This window comes from Afifella marina DSM 2698 (genome assembly GCF_900102695.1).
GTDB classification, from domain to species: Bacteria; Pseudomonadota; Alphaproteobacteria; order Rhizobiales; family Afifellaceae; genus Afifella; species Afifella marina.
On the sequence record NZ_FMVW01000004.1, the window covers coordinates 176,813 to 194,758 of the forward strand.

The following is a 17,946-nucleotide window of genomic DNA, read 5'->3' on the forward strand; positions in this document are numbered from 1 at the left end:
GTCATAGGAATGGTGTGCCTCTCGTCAGACAAATGCCGGTGAATGCGCCCCCGAACGCACCCTTTGAGAACGGATTACCATCAAGGACCCGCACTCCACAAATGCATCGCATCCAGCGATCAACATTGTGAATCATTCGAAGCGCACAAATGCCCACCTTTCATGGATTTATGGCCAATCCGTGATCGAAAACAAAAGGGCCCGGTCATGCCGGGCCCTGTTGCAAAGATGTCAATATAGATCTGTCAGAGACGATAGAGAATCTGATCAGTCCAGAACCGCTCCAACCGATGCAAGGTCTTGTTGAGGCGCTTGAAATCGTCCTCTGAAACGCCCCCGACCTTTTCGATCGAACCGATATGGCGCTCATAGAGGCGGTCGACGACATCGGCCACCTCCTTGCCCTTCTCTGTCAGCGAGACCCTGACCGACCGACGGTCGACGCGCGAGCGCTCGTGATAGATAAAGCCGGCATCGACGAGCTTCTTCAGATTGTAGGACACGTTGGAACCAAGATAATAGCCGCGAGTCCGCAACTCACCGGCTGTCAGTTCCGCATCCCCGATATTGAACAGAAGCAGCGCCTGGACGCTGTTCACGTCGGAGCGGCCCATCCGATCAAATTCATCTTTGATGACATCAAGCAGCCGCCGATGCAGCCGCTCCACCAACGTCAGAGCATCAAGATAAAGTGTCTTGAGGTCCTCTGGCTCAGACTCGCCCCTCTCGTAGGCGAGCGCTGTCCGCTCTGCTAGCAACATTACGCCTCTCCGTCATTTTTCTTCAGCCTTCTCCCCGTTACTTGTGCAGGATAGAGAGCCAATTTAAATGGAGATTTAAGCGTCAGCATGAATGAAATCTTGCTCGAAAAAGGGTAAATTTTCTGCTGCCGCACATCAACTACTCCTGAACGCCGACAGATGGCGCTTTCTGACGGCGGTACCGCACCCCCGTCTCTCGCGTCTCATCCCCTGCTCCGCGCTCGCGCGGCGGCTGCCTCACTCGTCGCGGCGGCGCCGACGATCGCCCAGGAGAACGGCGATATAGAGGCCCATCAAAGCCGCATGCGCGAGGATCCTCTCCTGGTGTTGTCCGTAGATATCCCGGAAAAGCGTGTACATCGCGATCTCGGTGATCGCGGCCACAGCCCAGATCACCGGCCCCCACACGGCATTGATCCACAGGCCGACGGCCGCGAGGAGGTCGAGGATGCAAAGGACGATCATGGCAGCCTGCCACGGTCGTTCAAACGTCAGGAAATGACCGGCATCAAAACCGACACCCATGATCTGGGCCGCCCTCACAAGTCCCGCAGAGAGCAGGAGGAAAGCGACCACACGCAGATAGTAGCGTGTCAGGCGACCGCGGTTCGGGTCGTAGTCAAGGAGATCGACAGCGTCACTCATCCCCGATCTCCCGATAAAGCGAGCTCGTCTTCGAGCGGCGCGAAATAGGCGTCGATCTCGGTCTCTTTCACATCGGCAAGGTCAGCTGGATGCCAGCGCGGTCTATGATCCTTGTCGATCAGCTGTGCGCGCACCCCTTCGTAAAAATCCTCGCCCGCAAGAATGCGATTGACGATGCGGTATTCCAAACGCATCGCCTCGGCAAAATCCATCTTCCTGCCAAGCCGCATTTGACAGAGCGCGATCGCCAGGCTTGTCGGCGACATTCGGCCGATCGCCTGCAACGCCTTCTGACCACGTTCCCATTCGGGCCGGTCGGCAAGACGAGCCCGAATTTCGGCCATCGAGGACGCTGAGAAAACGCCGTCGATCAGCTCGGCATCATCTGCCAGGCCAGATCGCACCTCCTCTGGGGCCTGTGCATATCTCTCGACGACCGGCCGGTGATCGTCCTCGCGTGCCAGGTCATCGATCACGGCGTCGAAACGGTTCCCTGGCACGGCGTGCGTGGCGATACCGCTCCAGAGGCAGTCATCGCGACCAATACGGCTTCCGGTCAGAGCGAGAAAGGTCCCGGTGGAAGATGGCAGCCGGGGAAGAAAATGCGTCGCGCCGACATCGGGGAAGAAACCGATGCCGACTTCAGGCATGGCGAAGCTGATCCGTTCGCCGGCAAGACGCACGCTTCCATGAACCGAAATGCCGAAACCCCCGCCCATGACGATCCCGTCGAGCAAGGCGATGTAGGGTTTCGGATAAGTCTTGATGAGGTGGTTGAGGCGGTATTCCTCCTGAAAGAACGTCAGGGGCAGCGGTCCACCTTCCGCCTTCGCCCAGAAACCTGCCTCCCAAAGGCGGTGGAGATCACCGCCAGCAGAAAAGGCTTTTTCGTCGAGCGAGCGGATCGCCACATGCGCGACCTCGTCATCGTCCCGCCACGCGCTCAGCGCCCGCAGCAAAGCCTGGACCATATCAAGGTTGAGCGCATTCAAGGCGCGGCCGCGGTTGAGGCTGATGAGGCCCAGCCGGCCACGTTTTTCAATCCGGATGTCGTCTTCGGCTTTCAGCATCTCAGTCCCGCAGCCATTTCTTGTTGCATCCGTTCTTCATCGTGGGGGCGAAAGCGATGCGCTTCGGCGAGCAGCTGCGCAAGGAGCGCCATTTTGTCGCGCTCAATGCTCCACGCTCTCGCCACGAGCGGGAGCCGATCGCCGCAAAGGTCAAATTCCATGGCCGGAGCTTTATGCAGCACCCGATCGAGCGTCAATGACGCCGCGGTTTTGCAAGGGAGCCATTCCCTTGGCGCGGCCTTTGCGCGGGTCTATGGTCCGCGCGACGAAACCGGGGGTTTCCATGAACTTGTCCTTTCACAGTGACGCGCTGCCCGATGTTGATCGCATCACGGGGCGGCGGCGCATGCGCCGCAATCGCCGCACCGACTGGTCGCGGCGGCTTATTCGCGAAAACCGTCTGACACTCGACGATCTGATCTGGCCGATCTTCGTCATCGAAGGCGAGAACAAATGCGAAGCCGTCCCTTCGATGCCGGGTGTGGAGCGCTTTTCAGTCGATCTCGCAGTCAAAGCCGCGGAACGCGCACGAAATCTCGGCATTCCGGTGCTCGCGCTCTTCCCCAATACGCATCCGGAAAAGCGTGACGATCAAGGCAGCGAGGCGCTCAACGAGTCCAACCTCATTTGCCGCGCATGCCGAGAGATCAAGGCAGCGGTTCCCGAAGTCGGCCTTTTGACCGACGTCGCGCTCGATCCTTACACGAGCCACGGTCATGACGGCCTTCTGCGCGAAGGCGAGATCATCAACGACGAAAGCGTGTCGGTGCTGGCGCGTCAGGCACTCGTGCAGGCGCAGGCCGGCTGCGACATCGTCGCGCCGTCCGACATGATGGACGGCCGCGTCGGGGCCATCCGCGAGACGCTGGACGCTGCCGGCTACGGCCATGTGCAGATCGTCGCGTACACGGCGAAATACGCATCGGCCTTCTACGGGCCGTTCCGCGATGCCGTCGGCTCCGGAACCATGCTGTCGGGCGACAAGAAGACCTACCAGATGGATCCCGCCAATTCGGACGAGGCTTTGCGCGAGGCCGAACTCGACATCGCCGAGGGCGCCGACATGATCATGGTGAAGCCCGGGCTTCCCTATCTCGATATCATCCGGCGCCTGAAAGACACGTTCGGCATGCCGACCGTCGCCTACAACACGTCCGGCGAGTATTCGATGATCGAAGCGGCTGCCGCCAATGGCTGGCTGGACGGCGATCGAGCGATGATGGAGCAGCTGATCGCGTTCAAGCGCGCGGGTGCCGATTCCATCCTCACCTATTTCGCCCCCCGCGCCGCGGAGATCCTGCGCGCCAACCGCTAAAAGCTCCGTCTGGCAGAGCTTGAAACAAAGCATGGGCCTCCCCACTTCCTCAGGATCGAAGGAGAGGCCCATGACTGCAATTCACGACGCAATCGATCTGGACGAGACGCGGATGCTTGATCCGACACAGCATCCTGAGCTCTACGACAACGTCAGAACGCGCCGTATTTCGGCCTTTCTCGTCGACGCAGTCATCATGGTCGTGCTGATGACCATATCGTTCGTCGTCATCACTTTCCTTGGCCTTTTCACCCTCGGCCTCGGCTGGCTTCTCTTCGGGCTGATCTGGCCCGTCGTGCCGATCCTCTACACGATGTTCACCCTGGGCAGCTCCGAATCGGCGACACCCGGCATGCGCGCCATGGGGATCGAGATGCGCACCTTCGACGGCGGGCGCATGTACAGCCTCCTCGCCTTGGTTCATGCTGTCCTCTTCTGGTTCTCGGTGACGGTGCTCACGCCCTTTGTTCTGCTTGTTTCCCTGTTCTCTCCGCGCAAGAGACTTCTGCACGACATCGTTCTCGGGACGACGGTCATCCGCAGGGATGACGGCCGGATCTGACGCGCACCGAGCGCATGTCACTGATCGAGCCCCGCGACAATCTGGGATTGTAGGGTCTTGACTCCGCCGGTACTTTGCCGACGGAGCCGGGCATGACTTTTTCCGATTTGCAGATGTGGCTCACCTTCGGGGTGATCGCGCTGACCATCGTTGGCTTTTCGCTCGAGCGCGTGGCGGTCGAGACGACCGCGCTCGCCTCGCTCTTTCTTTTGACGCTCGTCTTCGTCGTCTTTCCCGAAGCTTTCGACCTTTCGTCCCCCTTGTCGTTCGCGGATTTGCTGCTGGGCTTTTCCAATCCCGCGCTGGTGGCTGTGCTCAGCTTGATTGTCGTGGGACAGGGGCTGTTTCAGACAGGCGCGCTCGACGCTCCGAGCCGGCACCTTGCGCGCAACACCCGCCTGCCGCCATCTGCGGTCTTCATACTCCTCATCGTCTTTGCGGGCGCACTCTCGGCCTTCCTCAACAACACGCCCGTCGTGGTGATGATGATCCCGGTGCTGATGTCGCTCGCCCGTGAGCAGCGGATCTCGCCAGCCAAGCTTCTCATGGCGATGAACTTCGCGACGATCATCGGCGGCTCGACCACATTGATCGGATCATCGACCAATCTTCTCGTCGCGCAGGTGGCGCATCACGAAGCCGGCATCAATCTCCGGCTCTTCGATCTCACGGCGCCCGGACTTGCAATCGCCGCTGTGGCAGTCCCCTACATCCTGTTCGTCATTCCCCGGTTCTTCGGGAAACGTCCCCAGGAAGCGGTCAAGTTCGCGAGCGGCAAGCAGTTCATCACCGAAATCGTTCTGCCGGAGGGGCATCCGCTCGTCGGCATGCGCTCGGTCGCCGGGTTGTTCCCAGGGCTTCGCGACGTCACCGTCCGCCTCGTGCGGCGCGGCGCCGCCATCCATCTGCCGCCTTTCGAAGATCTCGAGCTGCAGCCGGGCGATCTCGCCGTGTTCAGCGGCGTGCGCGAGGATCTGGCCCGTCACGGCATCATCAAGCCCGCGCGCGGCGAACGCGGGGCCGATACCGCCGGCGGTGGCACACATTCCGTCGGCGAGGCGATCGTGGCGCCCGGTGGCCGCATCATCGGTCGTTCGCCGGCCGAAACGGGTATCGAGCAGACGAGCGGCATCAATGTCGTCGCCGTCGAGCGCCGCGGTCGTATGTCCCGTCAGGCATTCTCCGAAGTTCGCCTGGAAGAAGGCGACGTGCTGCTGCTTTCCGGCACGGACGCATCGTTCGATCGTCTGCGGGGCAGCCGCGATCTGCTTCTCCTCGAAAAGTCGTTCGCACCGCTGCCGGCTCGCCGCGATTCGCTTCGCTCGATCCTCATCTTCACGGGCCTTGTCGTTCTCGCCGCAACCGGGCTCGTCCCCATCGCCATTGCAGCCCTCGGCGCAGCGCTCCTGATGCTCGTCTTCGGCTGCCTCAACATCCGCCAGGCGCGACGGGCCTTCGACAGCCGCATTTTCATGCTGATCGGTGCCTCCATCGCCCTTGCAACCGCACTGGAACGAACAGGCGGCGCGCAATTCCTGGCTGAACATCTCGTCGCCCTGACGGAACACGGAGGGCCGCGCCTGCTCCTCTCGGCGCTCTTCGCATTGATCGCGATCCTCACCAACGTCTTGTCGAACAATGCGACGGCGGTGCTTTTCACGCCGATCGCAGTGTCAGCGGCCGCGGCGATCGGGGCTCCGGCCCTGCCGTTCGTCATCGCCGTGATCTTCGCCGCCAATGCATCCTTCGCGACACCGATCGGGTACCAGACAAATCTCCTCGTCATGGGACCCGGGAACTACCGCTTCGTCGATTTCCTCTTGGCGGGCGGACCGCTCACCATCATTTCATGGCTTGTATTTTCACTGTTCGCGCCGTGGTATTATGGCATCTGAGTGAGGTTCATATGACGCGGCCGATCGCTGAAGCTCAGCAATTCTATCTCACAGCCCCCGGCCCCTGCCCCTACCTTCCCGGTCGGCAGGAACGCAAAGTCTTCACCCAGCTCGCAGGACCGCATTCGGCCCCCTTGAACGACATTCTGAGCCAGGGCGGATTCCGGCGCAGCCAGACGATCGCCTATCGCCCGGCCTGTGACCGTTGCGCGGCCTGCGTGTCCGTTCGGGTCTGCGCCGACCTTTTTTCTCCGACACGCTCCATGCGTCGAATCACGCAGCGCAACCGCGATCTCGTCTCCGACTGGCGTGACAACATCGCAACCACTGATCAGTATTCGCTCTTCTACCGCTATCTCGAAGAACGCCATTCCGGCGGCGGCATGCTGCAGATGACGGTCCTCGACTATTCACTCATGGTCGAAGACAGCCATGTCGAGACGAAGCTCGTTGAATACCGGCGCCGCACCGCAGACAGCGCCACGGGGCGTCGGGGCGACGGCGAACTCATCGCCTGCGCGCTCACGGACGTGCTCGCCGACGGGCTCTCGATGGTCTACTCGTTCTTCGATCCGGAGGCGAAAGACCGCTCCCTCGGCACCTTCATCATCCTCGATCACATCGAGCGCGCCAAGCGGCTCGGAAAGCCCTATGTCTATCTCGGCTATTGGGTCGAGGGTTCCCGAAAGATGGCGTACAAATCGCGTTTCCGACCGCAGGAACGGCTGACCATGCGAGGCTGGGAACGCTTTTGCTAAGATTTCTCGTGTGGGTGGGGCTCGTCGGTGCGATGCTGGCGAGCCTGATCAGCTTTGGCGGCTATTGGTGGCCGTCTTTCGACAGCATCAATCACTTCCGCCCCTTTCTCTTCGTCGGGTTCGCGCTGGTCGCGGCAATCGGCCTCCTCGCGCGCTTGAGGCTGGCATTTGCGCTCAGCCTGTTCCTCGCGCTCGCCCAAGGGTGGTTCCTGATCGCGGAGATTTTGCCCGAAGCGCATTTCGGAAGCATCGCAGCCGAACCCGCCGGCGTTCCGCTCAAAGTGATCAGCTTCAACATGCTCGACAAACGCGTCGACGCCGAGGGCCTTGCTCGCATGGTGGAGCGGGAGCGCCCCGATGTCCTCGTCTTGATCGAGGCCTGGCCCAATACCGCGCATGTTCTGGCGAAGTTGAAGCCTTTTCTGCCCTATCGGCTCGATTGCTTCTCGGCGCATTTCTGCGACGTCGCGATCCTCGCCCGCCACCCGTTCACCAATACCTATGTGTGGGATCCTCCCGCCGGAGAGCCTCGCGAGAACAACGTCTCCCTCATGAGTGTCACGTTTGAGAAGGACGGCATTCCCGTCACCGTCTGGGGTACGCATCTCGACTGGCCGGTCCCGGCGCGGGGCCAGACGATGCAGTTTGAGGCGATGAGGAAGGATCTGCAGGATGCGGGACCCAACACGATCCTCGCAGGCGACTTCAATTCAACGCCGTGGTCCTTTGCCTTGCAGAGATTCGGCGCGGCGATCCCGTTGCGGCGCATCACACGCGCCATGCCGACCTGGCCGAGCGAAAAGGCCGTCTTTCGCGGCCGAAATACGGTTCGCGCCTTCGGCCCGTTCATGCCGCTCGACCATATCTTCATCGGCAAAGCCATTCGCAAAATCGATGTGAGACGGGGCCCCTATCTCGGCTCTGATCATTACCCGGTGATCGCCGACCTCAAACTGATCAACTGAACACCCTTATCAACTGAGCGCCCTCAGGATGCGGGGCTGAAGCGGTTCGACTTCGGAAAGCCCTGCGGCGCCATGCGTCCGGCCTGGGCGCGTTCGCCGAGCCACTCCGACAGATCACCATAAGAGCGGGCATGCGTGCGCCCGGCGGAATCGCTCCACGAAAGCCCCTGTTCGCCTTCGAAGACGCGCACGTCCGAAATGCCGCCATCCTTGTAGCGCTGCAGCCTGACGCCCTTGCCGCGCGTCATTTCCGGCAACTGCTCCCTCGGGAAAATCAGAAGTTTCCGATTCTCTCCGATGACGGCGACATGATCGCCGGCGGCCGGAACGCATATCCGGGCCTCATCCGCCCCAGATACATTCAATATCTGCCGTCCCTTACGGGTGTTTGCTACCATATCGGTTTCGGCGATGATGAAGCCGTTTCCGACAGTGGAAGCGACGAGGCGCTTCACCTGCGGGTCGTGCACGAAGGCGGCAAGGATGTCGCTGTCCTTGTCCATCTCCACCATCAGGCGGACCGGCTCTCCCTGGCCGCGGCCACCGGGCAGCCGGGCAGCCTCGAGGGTGAATGCCTTACCGGCGGTGGAGAAGAACAAGATCTTGTCGGTCGTGTGCGCCGGGAATGCGATCTTGAGTCGGTCGCCTTCTTTGAAGCTCAGCGACGAGAAATCGGTCATATGGCCACGCATCGTGCGCAGCCAGCCTTTTTCAGACAGAATGACGGTGATCGGCTCGCGCTCGATCATCGCCTGCTGAATCTCCTCGACGTCGATTTCCGGCGCGTCCGCAAACGTCGTGCGCCGACGTCCGAGCTCGGTATCGGGACCGAACTTTTTCTTCACCGAAGAGATTTCAAAGGAGACACATTTCCATTGGCGGTCTTCCTCTTCGAGAAGGCCGGTCAGATCCGTCTGCTCGGCGGTCAGAGCCTCGTGCTCCTTGCGGATCTCGAGCTCTTCGAGCTTCCTCAATGCGCGCAGGCGCATATTGAGGATCGCTTCCGCCTGGACATCGGTCAGATCGAAGGCCTGCATCAGCTCCGGCTTGGGTTCATCGCTTTCGCGGATGATGCGGATCACCTCGTCGAGGTTGAGATAGGCGATCAGATAACCGCCGAGAATTTCCAGACGGTGGGCGATCTTATCCAGGCGATGGCGCGTGCGGCGCAAAAGCACGTCGCGCCGGTGGTGCACCCATTCGTTCAACACGTCTCGCAACGACATCACCTTCGGCACGCGGCCTTGCGAGATGACGTTCATGTTGAGCGAGAAACGCACTTCGAGATCGGCACGCTTGAAGAGCGATTCCATCATCAGGTCGGGATCGACCGTGCGGCTCTTCGGCTCGATGACGATGCGCACGTCTTCTGCACTCTCGTCGCGAACGTCGCCGACGAGCGGCAATTTGCGCGCCTCGATCTGGTTTGCGATCTGCTCGATCAGCCGCCCCTTCTGCACCTGATAGGGGATTTCGGTGATGATCGCAGACCACGACCCCCGGCTGCCTTCCTCTTTTTCCCAACGGGCACGCACGCGCATCATGCCGCGTCCGGTCGAATAGGCTTCGAGGCGATCAGAGGCGGGGGAGACAATAACGCCGCCGGTCGGAAAATCCGGGCCTGGGACGAATTCGAGCAGCTTCTCGGCGCTCGCATTCGGGTGCTTGATGAGGTGGAGAGCCGCGTCGCACAATTCGGCCGCGTTGTGCGGAGGAATGTTGGTCGCCATGCCGACGGCGATGCCGGATGCGCCGTTCGCCAGAAGGTTCGGGAAGGCACCCGGAAGGACGACCGGCTCCTCATCCTCGCCATCGTAGGTGGCACGGAAGTCGACGGCATTCTCGTCGATGCCTTCAAGCAGAAGGTTCGCGACTTCGGTCAGCCGCGCCTCGGTGTAGCGCATGGCGGCCGCGTTATCGCCGTCGACATTGCCGAAATTGCCCTGACCGTCGACGAGCGGATAGCGAACAGCAAAGCTCTGGGCCAAGCGGACCATCGCGTCATAGATCGCCTGGTCGCCATGCGGGTGAAAATTACCCATCACCTCGCCCACGACCTTCGCGGACTTCTTGAAGCCCGACCCCGGCAGAAGCCGCATCAGACGCATGGCGTGCAGGATGCGCCGGTGGACGGGCTTCAGCCCGTCGCGCACGTCCGGCAGCGCCCGATTCATGATCGTGGAAAGCGCGTAGGCGAGATAGCGCTCTTCAAGCGCTTCACGCAGATTGATGGGGACGATGTTCCCGTCGCCCTCGCCTCCGCCTGGAGGCGGAATCAGTTCCTTGCCCATGGCGCCCTATGTGGCGAATTCTTGAAGCCGCGACAATGCACGCGGGCCGTGCTAGGCGAATCGAATGGCTGCTGACCTCACAATCGAAGAGTTTTCCACCGCCGCCCCCATCGGAACGCGGCTTGCGGGCCTCGACCTTGGCACGAAGACCATCGGGATCGCCGTTTCCGATCCAGGTCAAAACGTGGCGAGCCCGGTGACGACCATCCGCCGCGTCAAGTTCGGACAGGACGCGGCGAGCCTTCTGTCACTGTGCGCCACGGAGAAAATCGGGGGCCTCGTCCTCGGCCTGCCCGTCAACATGGACGGCAGCGAGGGCCCGCGCTGTCAGGCGACCCGGGCATTTGTTCGCAATCTGAAGACGCTCACGGACTTGCCGGTCACCTTGTGGGACGAACGCCTGTCCACGATGGCGGTCGAGAGGGCGATGATCGAAGCCGATCTGTCACGGCGCAAGCGCGCCGAGCGGGTCGATGCGGCGGCGGCCGCTTATATTCTGCAAGGCGCGCTCGATCGGCTGGCGACATTGCGGCGCCAGCGCGTCTGAGGATCAAGGCTCGGGGAATGCGTAATCCAGGAGCGCACGCATGTTGAAGCGCCGGTCCAGCATTCCATAGGTCGAGCGCCAGGGACGCCCGAGCCGCGTCTCGATGAAGGCGTCGGCGAAGACCGGCGGGAAATCGCGTCGCAAGGCAGCGGCGGCCGCGGTCAATGCCAATTGCTCCGTCAGCACACGTGCGCTTCCCTCGTCCTCCATGGCGACTTCGGCGGCGGCGGCGAGAACGTCAACGGCTGCACGGCCATTGTTGCCGAGCTCCTGGCGGAAGTTTTCAAGAACCATCGCCAGGATCTGAGGATCGCGACCGAGCACTCGCAGCACGTCGAGCGCCATGACATTGCCGGAACCTTCCCAGATGGCGTTGACCGGCGCCTCACGCACCAGGCGCGTCATGATGCTTTCCTCGACATAGCCATTGCCGCCGAGGCATTCCATCGTCTCGGCCAGGAAGGGCTGCGCCGATTTGCAGATCCAGTATTTTGCAACGGGCGTCATGAGCCGCGCGAAGGCTTCTTCTTCCGGCCTGTCGGCGGCAAGATCGAAGGCCTCCGCGAGGCGGAAGGACAGAGCTGCCGCCGCTGCGAGATCGAGCGTCAGATCGCATAAGACGCGCTGCATCAGCGGCTTGTCGATGAGCTCAGAGCCAAAGACGTGGCGATGGCGACTATGGTGCACTGCTTCGGCGAGCCCTGCACGCATCAGCCCGGTCGAGGCTACGGCGCAATCGAGGCGGGTATAGGTCACCATCTCGATGATCGTCCTCACCCCATGGCCTTCTTCGCCCACCATCCAGGCGTGGGCGCCATCAAATTCCGCCTCCGACGAGGCGTTGGAGCGATTGCCGAGCTTATCCTTCAGGCGCTCGAAGCGGATGGCATTCGCCGTTCCATCCGGCAAAAAGCGAGGCATCAAAAAGCAGCTCAGGCCGTTTTCCGTCTGTGCAAGGACGAGGAAGGCGTCCGACATCGGCGCCGACATGAACCATTTGTGGCCCGTCAATCGGTGGAAGCCCTGGTTCGTCGGCTCGGCATGGGTGCGGTTCTGGCGCACATCCGTGCCGCCCTGCTTCTCCGTCATGCCCATGCCGATCGTCACGCCCTGCTTTTCGGCAGGATTGCGCGAGGCGCGGTCGTAGGTGCGCGACAGAAGCCTCGGCCCCCATTCGCTCAAGAGATCTGGGCTGTGCCGCAAAGTGGCGATCGACGCATTCGTCATCGTCATCGGGCAAATATGGCCGCACTCGGCCTGCGCGGTCATGTAGAGCCGGGCGGCGCGGGCCCGGTGCCGGACGGGTTCTTCCTCCCCGCCGCGCTCCCAGACCGAGCAATGCAGGCCCGAGGCGACCGAGCGACGCATCAAGGCGTGATAGGCCGGATGGAACTCGACCTCGTTGATGCGCCGGCCCCAGGCATCGTAACGCTTCAATTCCGGCAGATCGCTGTTGGCGAGGCGAGCGAATTCGCGCGCCTCGCCGCTTCCCCAGAAGCGGCCATTCTGCTGCAGATTCTCGCGGATCGGATCGGCGAACCCGGCGCACATCAAATCGAGGAGCGGGTCCGTTTGAAACAGGTCAAGATTGATGCGCGGCGGCGTCTGATTGAACACCGCATGCGTGGCTTCCCGGCCTGGATTCATTGTCTCTGTCATAGGTTGAGCCTGCACGAATCCGCGCAATATTAAAGCTTTTTCCGCAGAGCTTTAAGCGGCGCTCACAAGCCCGTGTCGGAGCTGCAAACGTGGGGGAAAAACGCCGCGGTCGCCCTCTCCCATGTTGCCGTATTGGACGATTGTGCCTATAGGCACCCCTTTAATGACCCCAGTATCCTCTTTCTCCCATCAGCACCTTCTCGGTATTGAAGGGTTGTCTCCGCTCGAGATCGGTTCGCTTTTAGATCTCGCTGAGGAGCAAATCGCCGTCTCTCGCCAGATTGAAAAGAAGAAGCAGACCCTGCGCGGACGCACGCAGATCAATCTGTTCTTCGAGGCGTCGACACGAACGCAATCGAGTTTCGAGCTCGCCGGCAAACGGCTCGGCGCCGATGTCATGAATATGGCTGTCTCTTCTTCCTCGGTGAAGAAGGGCGAGACCCTGATCGACACGGCCATGACCTTGAATGCCATGCGGCCGGATATTCTGGTCGTGCGCCATCATGCGGCCGGCGCCGTCGAGCTTCTTGCTCAAAAGGTCGAATGTTCGGTGATCAACGCTGGCGACGGCGCTCACGAGCATCCCACGCAAGCGCTCCTCGATGCTCTCACGATCCGCCGTCACAAGGGCCGCCTCGACGGGCTGACCGTCGCGATCTGCGGCGACATTCGTCATTCGCGCGTCGCACGTTCGAACATCCTTCTGCTCATGGGGATGGGCGCACGGATCCGGCTGATCGCTCCATCCACTCTGCTGCCGTCCAACATCGAGTGCTACGGCGCGGAAGTCTTCAACGACATGCGCACCGGGCTCAAGGACGCCGACGTCGTCATGATGCTGCGGCTCCAGCGCGAACGCATGACAGCCGCGTATGTCCCGAGCATCCGAGAATATTTCCGCTATTACGGGCTCGACGAGGAGAAGCTCGCCCTCGCCAAGCCGGATGCGTTGGTCATGCATCCCGGTCCGATGAACCGCGGCGTGGAGATCGATCCTCTCGTGGCCGATGGTCCGCAAAGCGTGATCCGCGAACAAGTGGAGATGGGCGTGGCCGTGCGAATGGCCGTCCTCGAAGCCCTCGCCCAACACCTGCCGAACAGCACACAGACCTAAATACACGCAAACGCAATATTCATAAAAATATGTCGTCTAACACGGAAATTAGCTTTTCCGCCCCAGCCTTCACGAAAACCTTTTTCAATACCTCTCTTGAGACCGCCTTCACTTCACCAATTCTGCTCTGGATATCCTTATCGGCCGCGTTTAGTTGTAGAATTTTATCGACTAACTCGGGCGGGAGACTTATATGCCGCAAATCATTTATGCTGATTTGTCCGCCAGTTTCATTGTTTATATTTCCAATATTAACCATCAGCCTTCCTCCTCGTTTCATTGTCCTCTGGCGGAACAGCTCCCTCATAGAATATTGCTTCTGCACCAGCCTTATTAACAAACTCTCGGATGTTTATATCCGAACTATTTACAGAGTTATCAACATGGAAATTATACGTCTTGACCAATGTCTCACTCAATGCGGATGAAATTGCCCCCAAAAACTCATCTATTTCCGCCTCTTTTCTAGATACAAGGCTGTACTTCTCATTGTCTCCAGACATAAAAAATCCCCAGTACAATGTCGTGAACGTTGGTTTATATTTATCATTCGTTTTCACATCATATACGAAATACGCCAAAGCTGCGGAACAAATTAAAAATATTATGAACGCCGGTGCGGCTTCGGATATATAGAATACCACAAAACAAGACACAGACACAAAAGATAATATCTTAATACGAACCCAAATATCTTCATCGTTATCATGGCGAAAATGACGGATTATTTTTTGTGTTTTACGTATATGGCTAATTGCATACCGTTCGATTGAATTCGATTTCGTGACTGTGATGTGATTTTGATCAACTGAGACCTGCATCGTACTCCCCCAAGATCGTAGTCTCCGAATTTATTTGAAATCGCATCGGATGCAACGAATAGAAAGCCAAGGCGCAACATGACGCAACCTGCGATACTTACCAATGCCCGCATCGTCGATCCCGCACGCGGTCTCGACAGCCCCGGCGCCGTCGTCGTCTCCGACGGGCGCATCGTCGCCGCGGGTCCCGAAGCTCATAACCATGGTGTTCCCGAAGGCTGGGAGGTCGTCGACTGCACCGGCAAGACGATCATCCCTGGCCTCGTCGATATGCGGGTCTTTGTGGGCGAGCCCGGCGCTGAACATCTGGAAACGCTGGAAACAGCAAGCCGTGCGGCCGCAGCCGGCGGCGTCACCACCATCGTCACCATGCCGGACACGGACCCGGTGATCGACGATCCCGCGCTCGTCGATTTCGTCCTGCGCCGCGCCACGCACAACGCGCTCGTGCACGTTCATCCGATGGCGGCGGTCAGCAAGGGCCTCAAGGGGGAGGAACTTTCCGAGTTCGGTCTCCTCAAAGACGCCGGCGCCGTCGCTTTTTCCGAGGGGCGAAAATCCCTTCGTTCGGCTCAGGTGATGCGCAATGCCCTCACCTATGCGCGCGATTTTGACGCGCTCATCGTCCACCATACCGAAGACGCCGACCTCGCCCGCGCAGGCGTCATGAATGCCGGAGAGATCGCGACGCGGCTCGGACTTCCGGGGATACCGCGCGAAGCCGAAACGATCATGCTCGACCGCGACCTGCGGCTGGCCAAGCTTACCCGCGGGCGCTACCACGCAGCCCAGCTTTCTTGCGCAGATTCCATCGCCGTTCTGCGCCAGGCGAAAGAAAATGGTGCTGGCGTTACAGCGGGAGCGGCGATCGCGCATCTCGCGTTGAACGAGGGCGATATCGGCTCCTACCGAACGTTCTTCAAAATGTCGCCGCCTCTTAGAAGCGAAGACGACCGGCAGGCGATGGTGGCAGCGCTTGCCGACGGGACGCTCGACGTCATCGTTTCCGGGCACGACCCGCAGGACGTGGAAGGAAAGCGGCAACCATTCGCGGAGGCAGCGGACGGAGCCGTGGGCCTGGAAACCCTCCTCTCGGTGGGCCTGCGTCTCGTCCACAGCGGCGAGGTCCCTCTGATGCGTCTCATCGAAGCGATGGCGACAACGCCGGCACGCCTTCTCGGCCTGCCTGTTGGGACACTTCGCCCTGGCGCGCCGGCGGATCTGGCGATCGTCGATCTCGACAAGCCATGGGTTGTGAAGGAAGAAAGCCTGCATTCCCGCTCGAAGAACACCTGCTTCGAAGGGGCGCGGCTGACTGGCCAGGTGGTTCGCACACTGGTTGCCGGCAAAACCGTCTATCCTTATGGAGATGGGCAACGAAATTAGGCCACAGAAACGGGGGCAGAAGCTGTGACCGCCGATGCGAGCAATTGGACACTTCTCCTGCCAACCCTGATCGGCGGCCTTGTTCTCGGCTACCTCTTCGGGTCCATACCCTCCGGCCTGATCCTCTCGCGGCTGGCCGGGTTTGGCGACATTCGCAAAATCGGCTCCGGCAATATCGGGGCCACCAACGTTTTGCGGACCGGCAACAAGAAGCTCGCGGCAGCGACGCTTCTGGCCGATGCGCTCAAGGGCACGATCCCCATTCTCATTGCCTGGCAATGGGGGTTCGAGCCTGCGCTTGCTGCCGCTTTCGGCGCCTTTCTCGGGCATTGCTTTCCGGTCTGGCTCGGATTTAAGGGCGGCAAAGGCGTCGCCACCTTTTTCGGCATTCTCCTGCCGCTCTCCTGGCCGACGTTGATTGCGGCGGCGGCGATCTGGATCGGAACCGCGTGGTTCACACGCTATTCGTCCCTTGCGGCGCTGCTGACGAGCGCATTGACGCCGGTCATCCTGTTCGTCAGCGGCCAGACGCTCCTGGCCGAGCTCTTCCTCGCGGTCACTTTCATCTTGTGGTACCGGCATCGGGAGAACCTTCGGCGTCTCCTCAACGGCACCGAATCGAAGATCGGACAGAAGTGAGCACGCCTCCCCCGGAAGGCGTCCGCCTGACGGCAGAGCAGCGACGGGCCTGGCTCCGTCTCATCCGGAGCGAGAATGTCGGTCCGCAGACATTTCGCTCCCTGATCAATCATTTCGGCTCGGCCTCTGCGGCTCTCGAAGCGCTTCCCGATCTCTCCCGCCGAGGCGGCGCGAGACGCAACATCCGGATTGCCAGCGAGGACGACATCGATCGCGAGCTCGCCGCCGCTGAGCGCGCCGGAGCACGCTTCATCGGCATGGGTGAGCCGGACTACCCGCCGTGGCTGCGTCATGCCGACCAGCCACCTCCACTTATTTGCATGCGGGGCGCATCCGAGGTGCTCGCCCGCCCAGCCATTGCCATCGTCGGCGCCCGCAATGCCTCTCTCGCGGGACAAAGGATGGCGCAGCGTCTCGCATCTGGGCTCGGAGAGGCCGGCTTCGCGATCGTTTCCGGCCTCGCCCGCGGCATCGACCAAAGTGCGCACCAGGCCGCCCTTGCGACAGGGACGGTCGCCGTCTTTGCCGGCGGTGTCGACATCGTCTATCCAGAGGAACATCGTCCCCTACTCGACAAGATCCTCGCACAGCGGGGAGCCGCCATCAGCGAGATGGCGATGGGTTGGCAGCCACGGGCACGCGATTTTCCGCGCCGCAACCGAATTATTGCAGGCATGAGCCTTGCGACCGTCGTCGTCGAAGCCGCCGAAAGATCGGGCTCGCTCATCACGGCGCGCCTTGCGCTCGAACAAAACCGGGAGGTCATGGCTGTCCCCGGATCGCCACTCGATCCCCGTGCTGCCGGCACAAATCGTTTGTTGAAGCAGGGGGCTCATCTGATCACGGAGGCTGCCGACGTCATCCAGGCTTTGCCGCAAATCCTCGCACCACCCACGCGAGAGGGTTTCGAACTCCCGCCCGAAGAACCTGAAAAGCAACCTTTGGTTGAGCCCGCAAATGATGATCGCAGTCGCATCCTTGAGGCGTTGGGGCCGACTCCGGTGCATGTCGATGAATTGATAGCCCATACCAGGCTCTCCGCCCGCCTCGTGGCCGTCGTCCTTTTGGAACTTGAACTTGCAGGGCGTCTGGAGCGCCATCCTGGTGGCCGGATCTCTCTCATCTACTGAAGCAGGAGCTCCGCCGGCTCTCCCAGTTCAGTTCTTGGGATTGAAATCATTCAGATTTTCTTCTGTGGCTTCACGCCAGGCTTCAAGTACGACCATCTCGATGAGATAAGCGAGGAATGGCAGATTCGCCTCATCGGCGCGGCGGCGCCATTGGCTTGCCTCGACAGCGATATCTTCGGCTAAATCCCGCCGTTCCTGTTCATTCAATGTCTGCAAGGCGCGTTGCATCTTTGGCGCGATTCGTAAATCTGATTACACGCTTTAGTTGATTTTAAGCTAAGAGAACAGGGGGCGAAAGTGCGTCGCCGGCGCACCTTGTCGTCCCGTGGCCTTGACCGCGCCTGTTTCCCAATCCAAGTGAGGCCGTGCGCGTGCCGCCTTTTTTCCC

Annotated in this window: 19 protein-coding genes; 11 read left to right on the forward strand and 8 right to left on the reverse strand. The window is 60.7% G+C overall.

Annotation, left to right across the window (positions count from 1 at the left end):
• Positions 1 to 245: 245 nt before the first annotated feature.
• From ldtR to BLP76_RS10590, 3 genes are all read right to left on the reverse strand, one after another.
• Complete coding sequence (gene ldtR / locus BLP76_RS10580) at positions 246 to 761, reverse strand: transcriptional regulator LdtR (RefSeq protein WP_092812419.1); 516 nt, start codon at positions 759 to 761, stop codon at positions 246 to 248.
• Between the two features lie 237 nt (positions 762 to 998).
• On the reverse strand, positions 999 to 1,406 hold the full coding sequence (locus BLP76_RS10585; RefSeq protein WP_092812421.1) for a DUF6163 family protein: 408 nt from the start codon (positions 1,404 to 1,406) through the stop codon (positions 999 to 1,001).
• On the reverse strand, positions 1,403 to 2,476 hold the full coding sequence (locus BLP76_RS10590) for an enoyl-CoA hydratase/isomerase family protein (protein ID WP_092812423.1): 1,074 nt from the start codon (positions 2,474 to 2,476) through the stop codon (positions 1,403 to 1,405). Before BLP76_RS10590 ends, BLP76_RS10585 begins: the two co-directional genes overlap by 4 nt.
• Before the next feature lie 56 nt (positions 2,477 to 2,532).
• Here BLP76_RS10590 and BLP76_RS18790 point away from each other — a divergent pair, with 56 nt between their 5' ends.
• From BLP76_RS18790 to BLP76_RS10620, 6 genes are all read left to right on the forward strand, one after another.
• Positions 2,533 to 2,676: a hypothetical protein gene (locus tag BLP76_RS18790; RefSeq protein ID WP_170130437.1), complete on the forward strand. Its 144-nt coding sequence runs from the start codon at positions 2,533 to 2,535 to the stop codon at positions 2,674 to 2,676.
• Positions 2,677 to 2,759: 83 nt separating this feature from the next.
• On the forward strand, positions 2,760 to 3,791 hold the full coding sequence (gene hemB, locus BLP76_RS10600; RefSeq protein WP_092812427.1) for a porphobilinogen synthase: 1,032 nt from the start codon (positions 2,760 to 2,762) through the stop codon (positions 3,789 to 3,791).
• Between the two features lie 70 nt (positions 3,792 to 3,861).
• Positions 3,862 to 4,353 carry an RDD family protein gene (locus BLP76_RS10605; protein ID WP_092812429.1) on the forward strand — a complete coding sequence of 164 codons (492 nt, stop codon included), beginning with the start codon at positions 3,862 to 3,864 and terminating at the stop codon, positions 4,351 to 4,353.
• Positions 4,354 to 4,445: 92 nt separating this feature from the next.
• Entirely contained in the window at positions 4,446 to 6,248 is a 1,803-nt protein-coding gene (locus tag BLP76_RS10610) for an SLC13 family permease (RefSeq protein WP_092812431.1), read from the forward strand.
• Between the two features lie 11 nt (positions 6,249 to 6,259).
• Positions 6,260 to 7,006 carry an arginyltransferase gene (locus BLP76_RS10615; protein WP_092812433.1) on the forward strand — a complete coding sequence of 249 codons (747 nt, stop codon included), beginning with the start codon at positions 6,260 to 6,262 and terminating at the stop codon, positions 7,004 to 7,006.
• Positions 7,000 to 7,971: an endonuclease/exonuclease/phosphatase family protein gene (locus BLP76_RS10620; protein WP_139163732.1), complete on the forward strand. Its 972-nt coding sequence runs from the start codon at positions 7,000 to 7,002 to the stop codon at positions 7,969 to 7,971. Before BLP76_RS10615 ends, BLP76_RS10620 begins: the two co-directional genes overlap by 7 nt.
• A gap of 23 nt (positions 7,972 to 7,994) precedes the next feature.
• Here BLP76_RS10620 and parC read toward each other — a convergent pair whose 3' ends face one another.
• Entirely contained in the window at positions 7,995 to 10,262 is a 2,268-nt protein-coding gene (parC, locus tag BLP76_RS10625) for a DNA topoisomerase IV subunit A (protein WP_092812437.1), read from the reverse strand.
• A gap of 64 nt (positions 10,263 to 10,326) precedes the next feature.
• Between parC and ruvX the strand changes: the two genes are divergently transcribed.
• Entirely contained in the window at positions 10,327 to 10,809 is a 483-nt protein-coding gene (ruvX, locus tag BLP76_RS10630) for a Holliday junction resolvase RuvX (RefSeq protein WP_092812439.1), read from the forward strand.
• A gap of 3 nt (positions 10,810 to 10,812) precedes the next feature.
• Here the strand turns inward: ruvX and BLP76_RS10635 are convergent, their stop codons facing one another.
• Positions 10,813 to 12,468 carry an isovaleryl-CoA dehydrogenase gene (locus tag BLP76_RS10635; RefSeq protein WP_244514543.1) on the reverse strand — a complete coding sequence of 552 codons (1,656 nt, stop codon included), beginning with the start codon at positions 12,466 to 12,468 and terminating at the stop codon, positions 10,813 to 10,815.
• Between the two features lie 163 nt (positions 12,469 to 12,631).
• Between BLP76_RS10635 and BLP76_RS10640 the strand changes: the two genes are divergently transcribed.
• On the forward strand, positions 12,632 to 13,582 hold the full coding sequence (locus BLP76_RS10640; RefSeq protein ID WP_092812443.1) for an aspartate carbamoyltransferase catalytic subunit: 951 nt from the start codon (positions 12,632 to 12,634) through the stop codon (positions 13,580 to 13,582).
• 19 nt (positions 13,583 to 13,601) lie between these two features.
• On the opposite strand, the gene BLP76_RS18940 is transcribed toward BLP76_RS10640, so the two are convergent.
• Positions 13,602 to 13,841: a hypothetical protein gene (locus BLP76_RS18940; protein WP_200170512.1), complete on the reverse strand. Its 240-nt coding sequence runs from the start codon at positions 13,839 to 13,841 to the stop codon at positions 13,602 to 13,604.
• Positions 13,834 to 14,403, reverse strand: a complete 570-nt coding sequence (locus BLP76_RS18595; protein ID WP_139163733.1) for a hypothetical protein — start codon at positions 14,401 to 14,403, stop codon at positions 13,834 to 13,836. The genes BLP76_RS18940 and BLP76_RS18595 overlap by 8 nt, the downstream gene beginning before the upstream one ends.
• Positions 14,404 to 14,481: 78 nt before the next feature.
• Between BLP76_RS18595 and BLP76_RS10650 the strand changes: the two genes are divergently transcribed.
• From BLP76_RS10650 to dprA, 3 genes are read left to right on the forward strand one after another with little or no spacing between them, the layout of a single operon-like run.
• On the forward strand, positions 14,482 to 15,789 hold the full coding sequence (locus BLP76_RS10650; protein WP_092812447.1) for a dihydroorotase: 1,308 nt from the start codon (positions 14,482 to 14,484) through the stop codon (positions 15,787 to 15,789).
• A 24-nt stretch (positions 15,790 to 15,813) separates the two neighbouring features.
• Positions 15,814 to 16,428: a glycerol-3-phosphate 1-O-acyltransferase PlsY gene (gene plsY, locus BLP76_RS10655; protein WP_244514544.1), complete on the forward strand. Its 615-nt coding sequence runs from the start codon at positions 15,814 to 15,816 to the stop codon at positions 16,426 to 16,428.
• Positions 16,425 to 17,558 (forward strand): DNA-processing protein DprA, encoded by a 1,134-nt coding sequence (gene dprA, locus BLP76_RS10660; protein WP_092812449.1) that lies wholly within the window; start codon positions 16,425 to 16,427, stop codon positions 17,556 to 17,558. The genes plsY and dprA overlap by 4 nt, the downstream gene beginning before the upstream one ends.
• Before the next feature lie 27 nt (positions 17,559 to 17,585).
• Here dprA and BLP76_RS10665 read toward each other — a convergent pair whose 3' ends face one another.
• Positions 17,586 to 17,786, reverse strand: a complete 201-nt coding sequence (locus BLP76_RS10665) for a hypothetical protein (RefSeq protein ID WP_092812451.1) — start codon at positions 17,784 to 17,786, stop codon at positions 17,586 to 17,588.
• Positions 17,787 to 17,946: the final 160 nt, after the last annotated feature.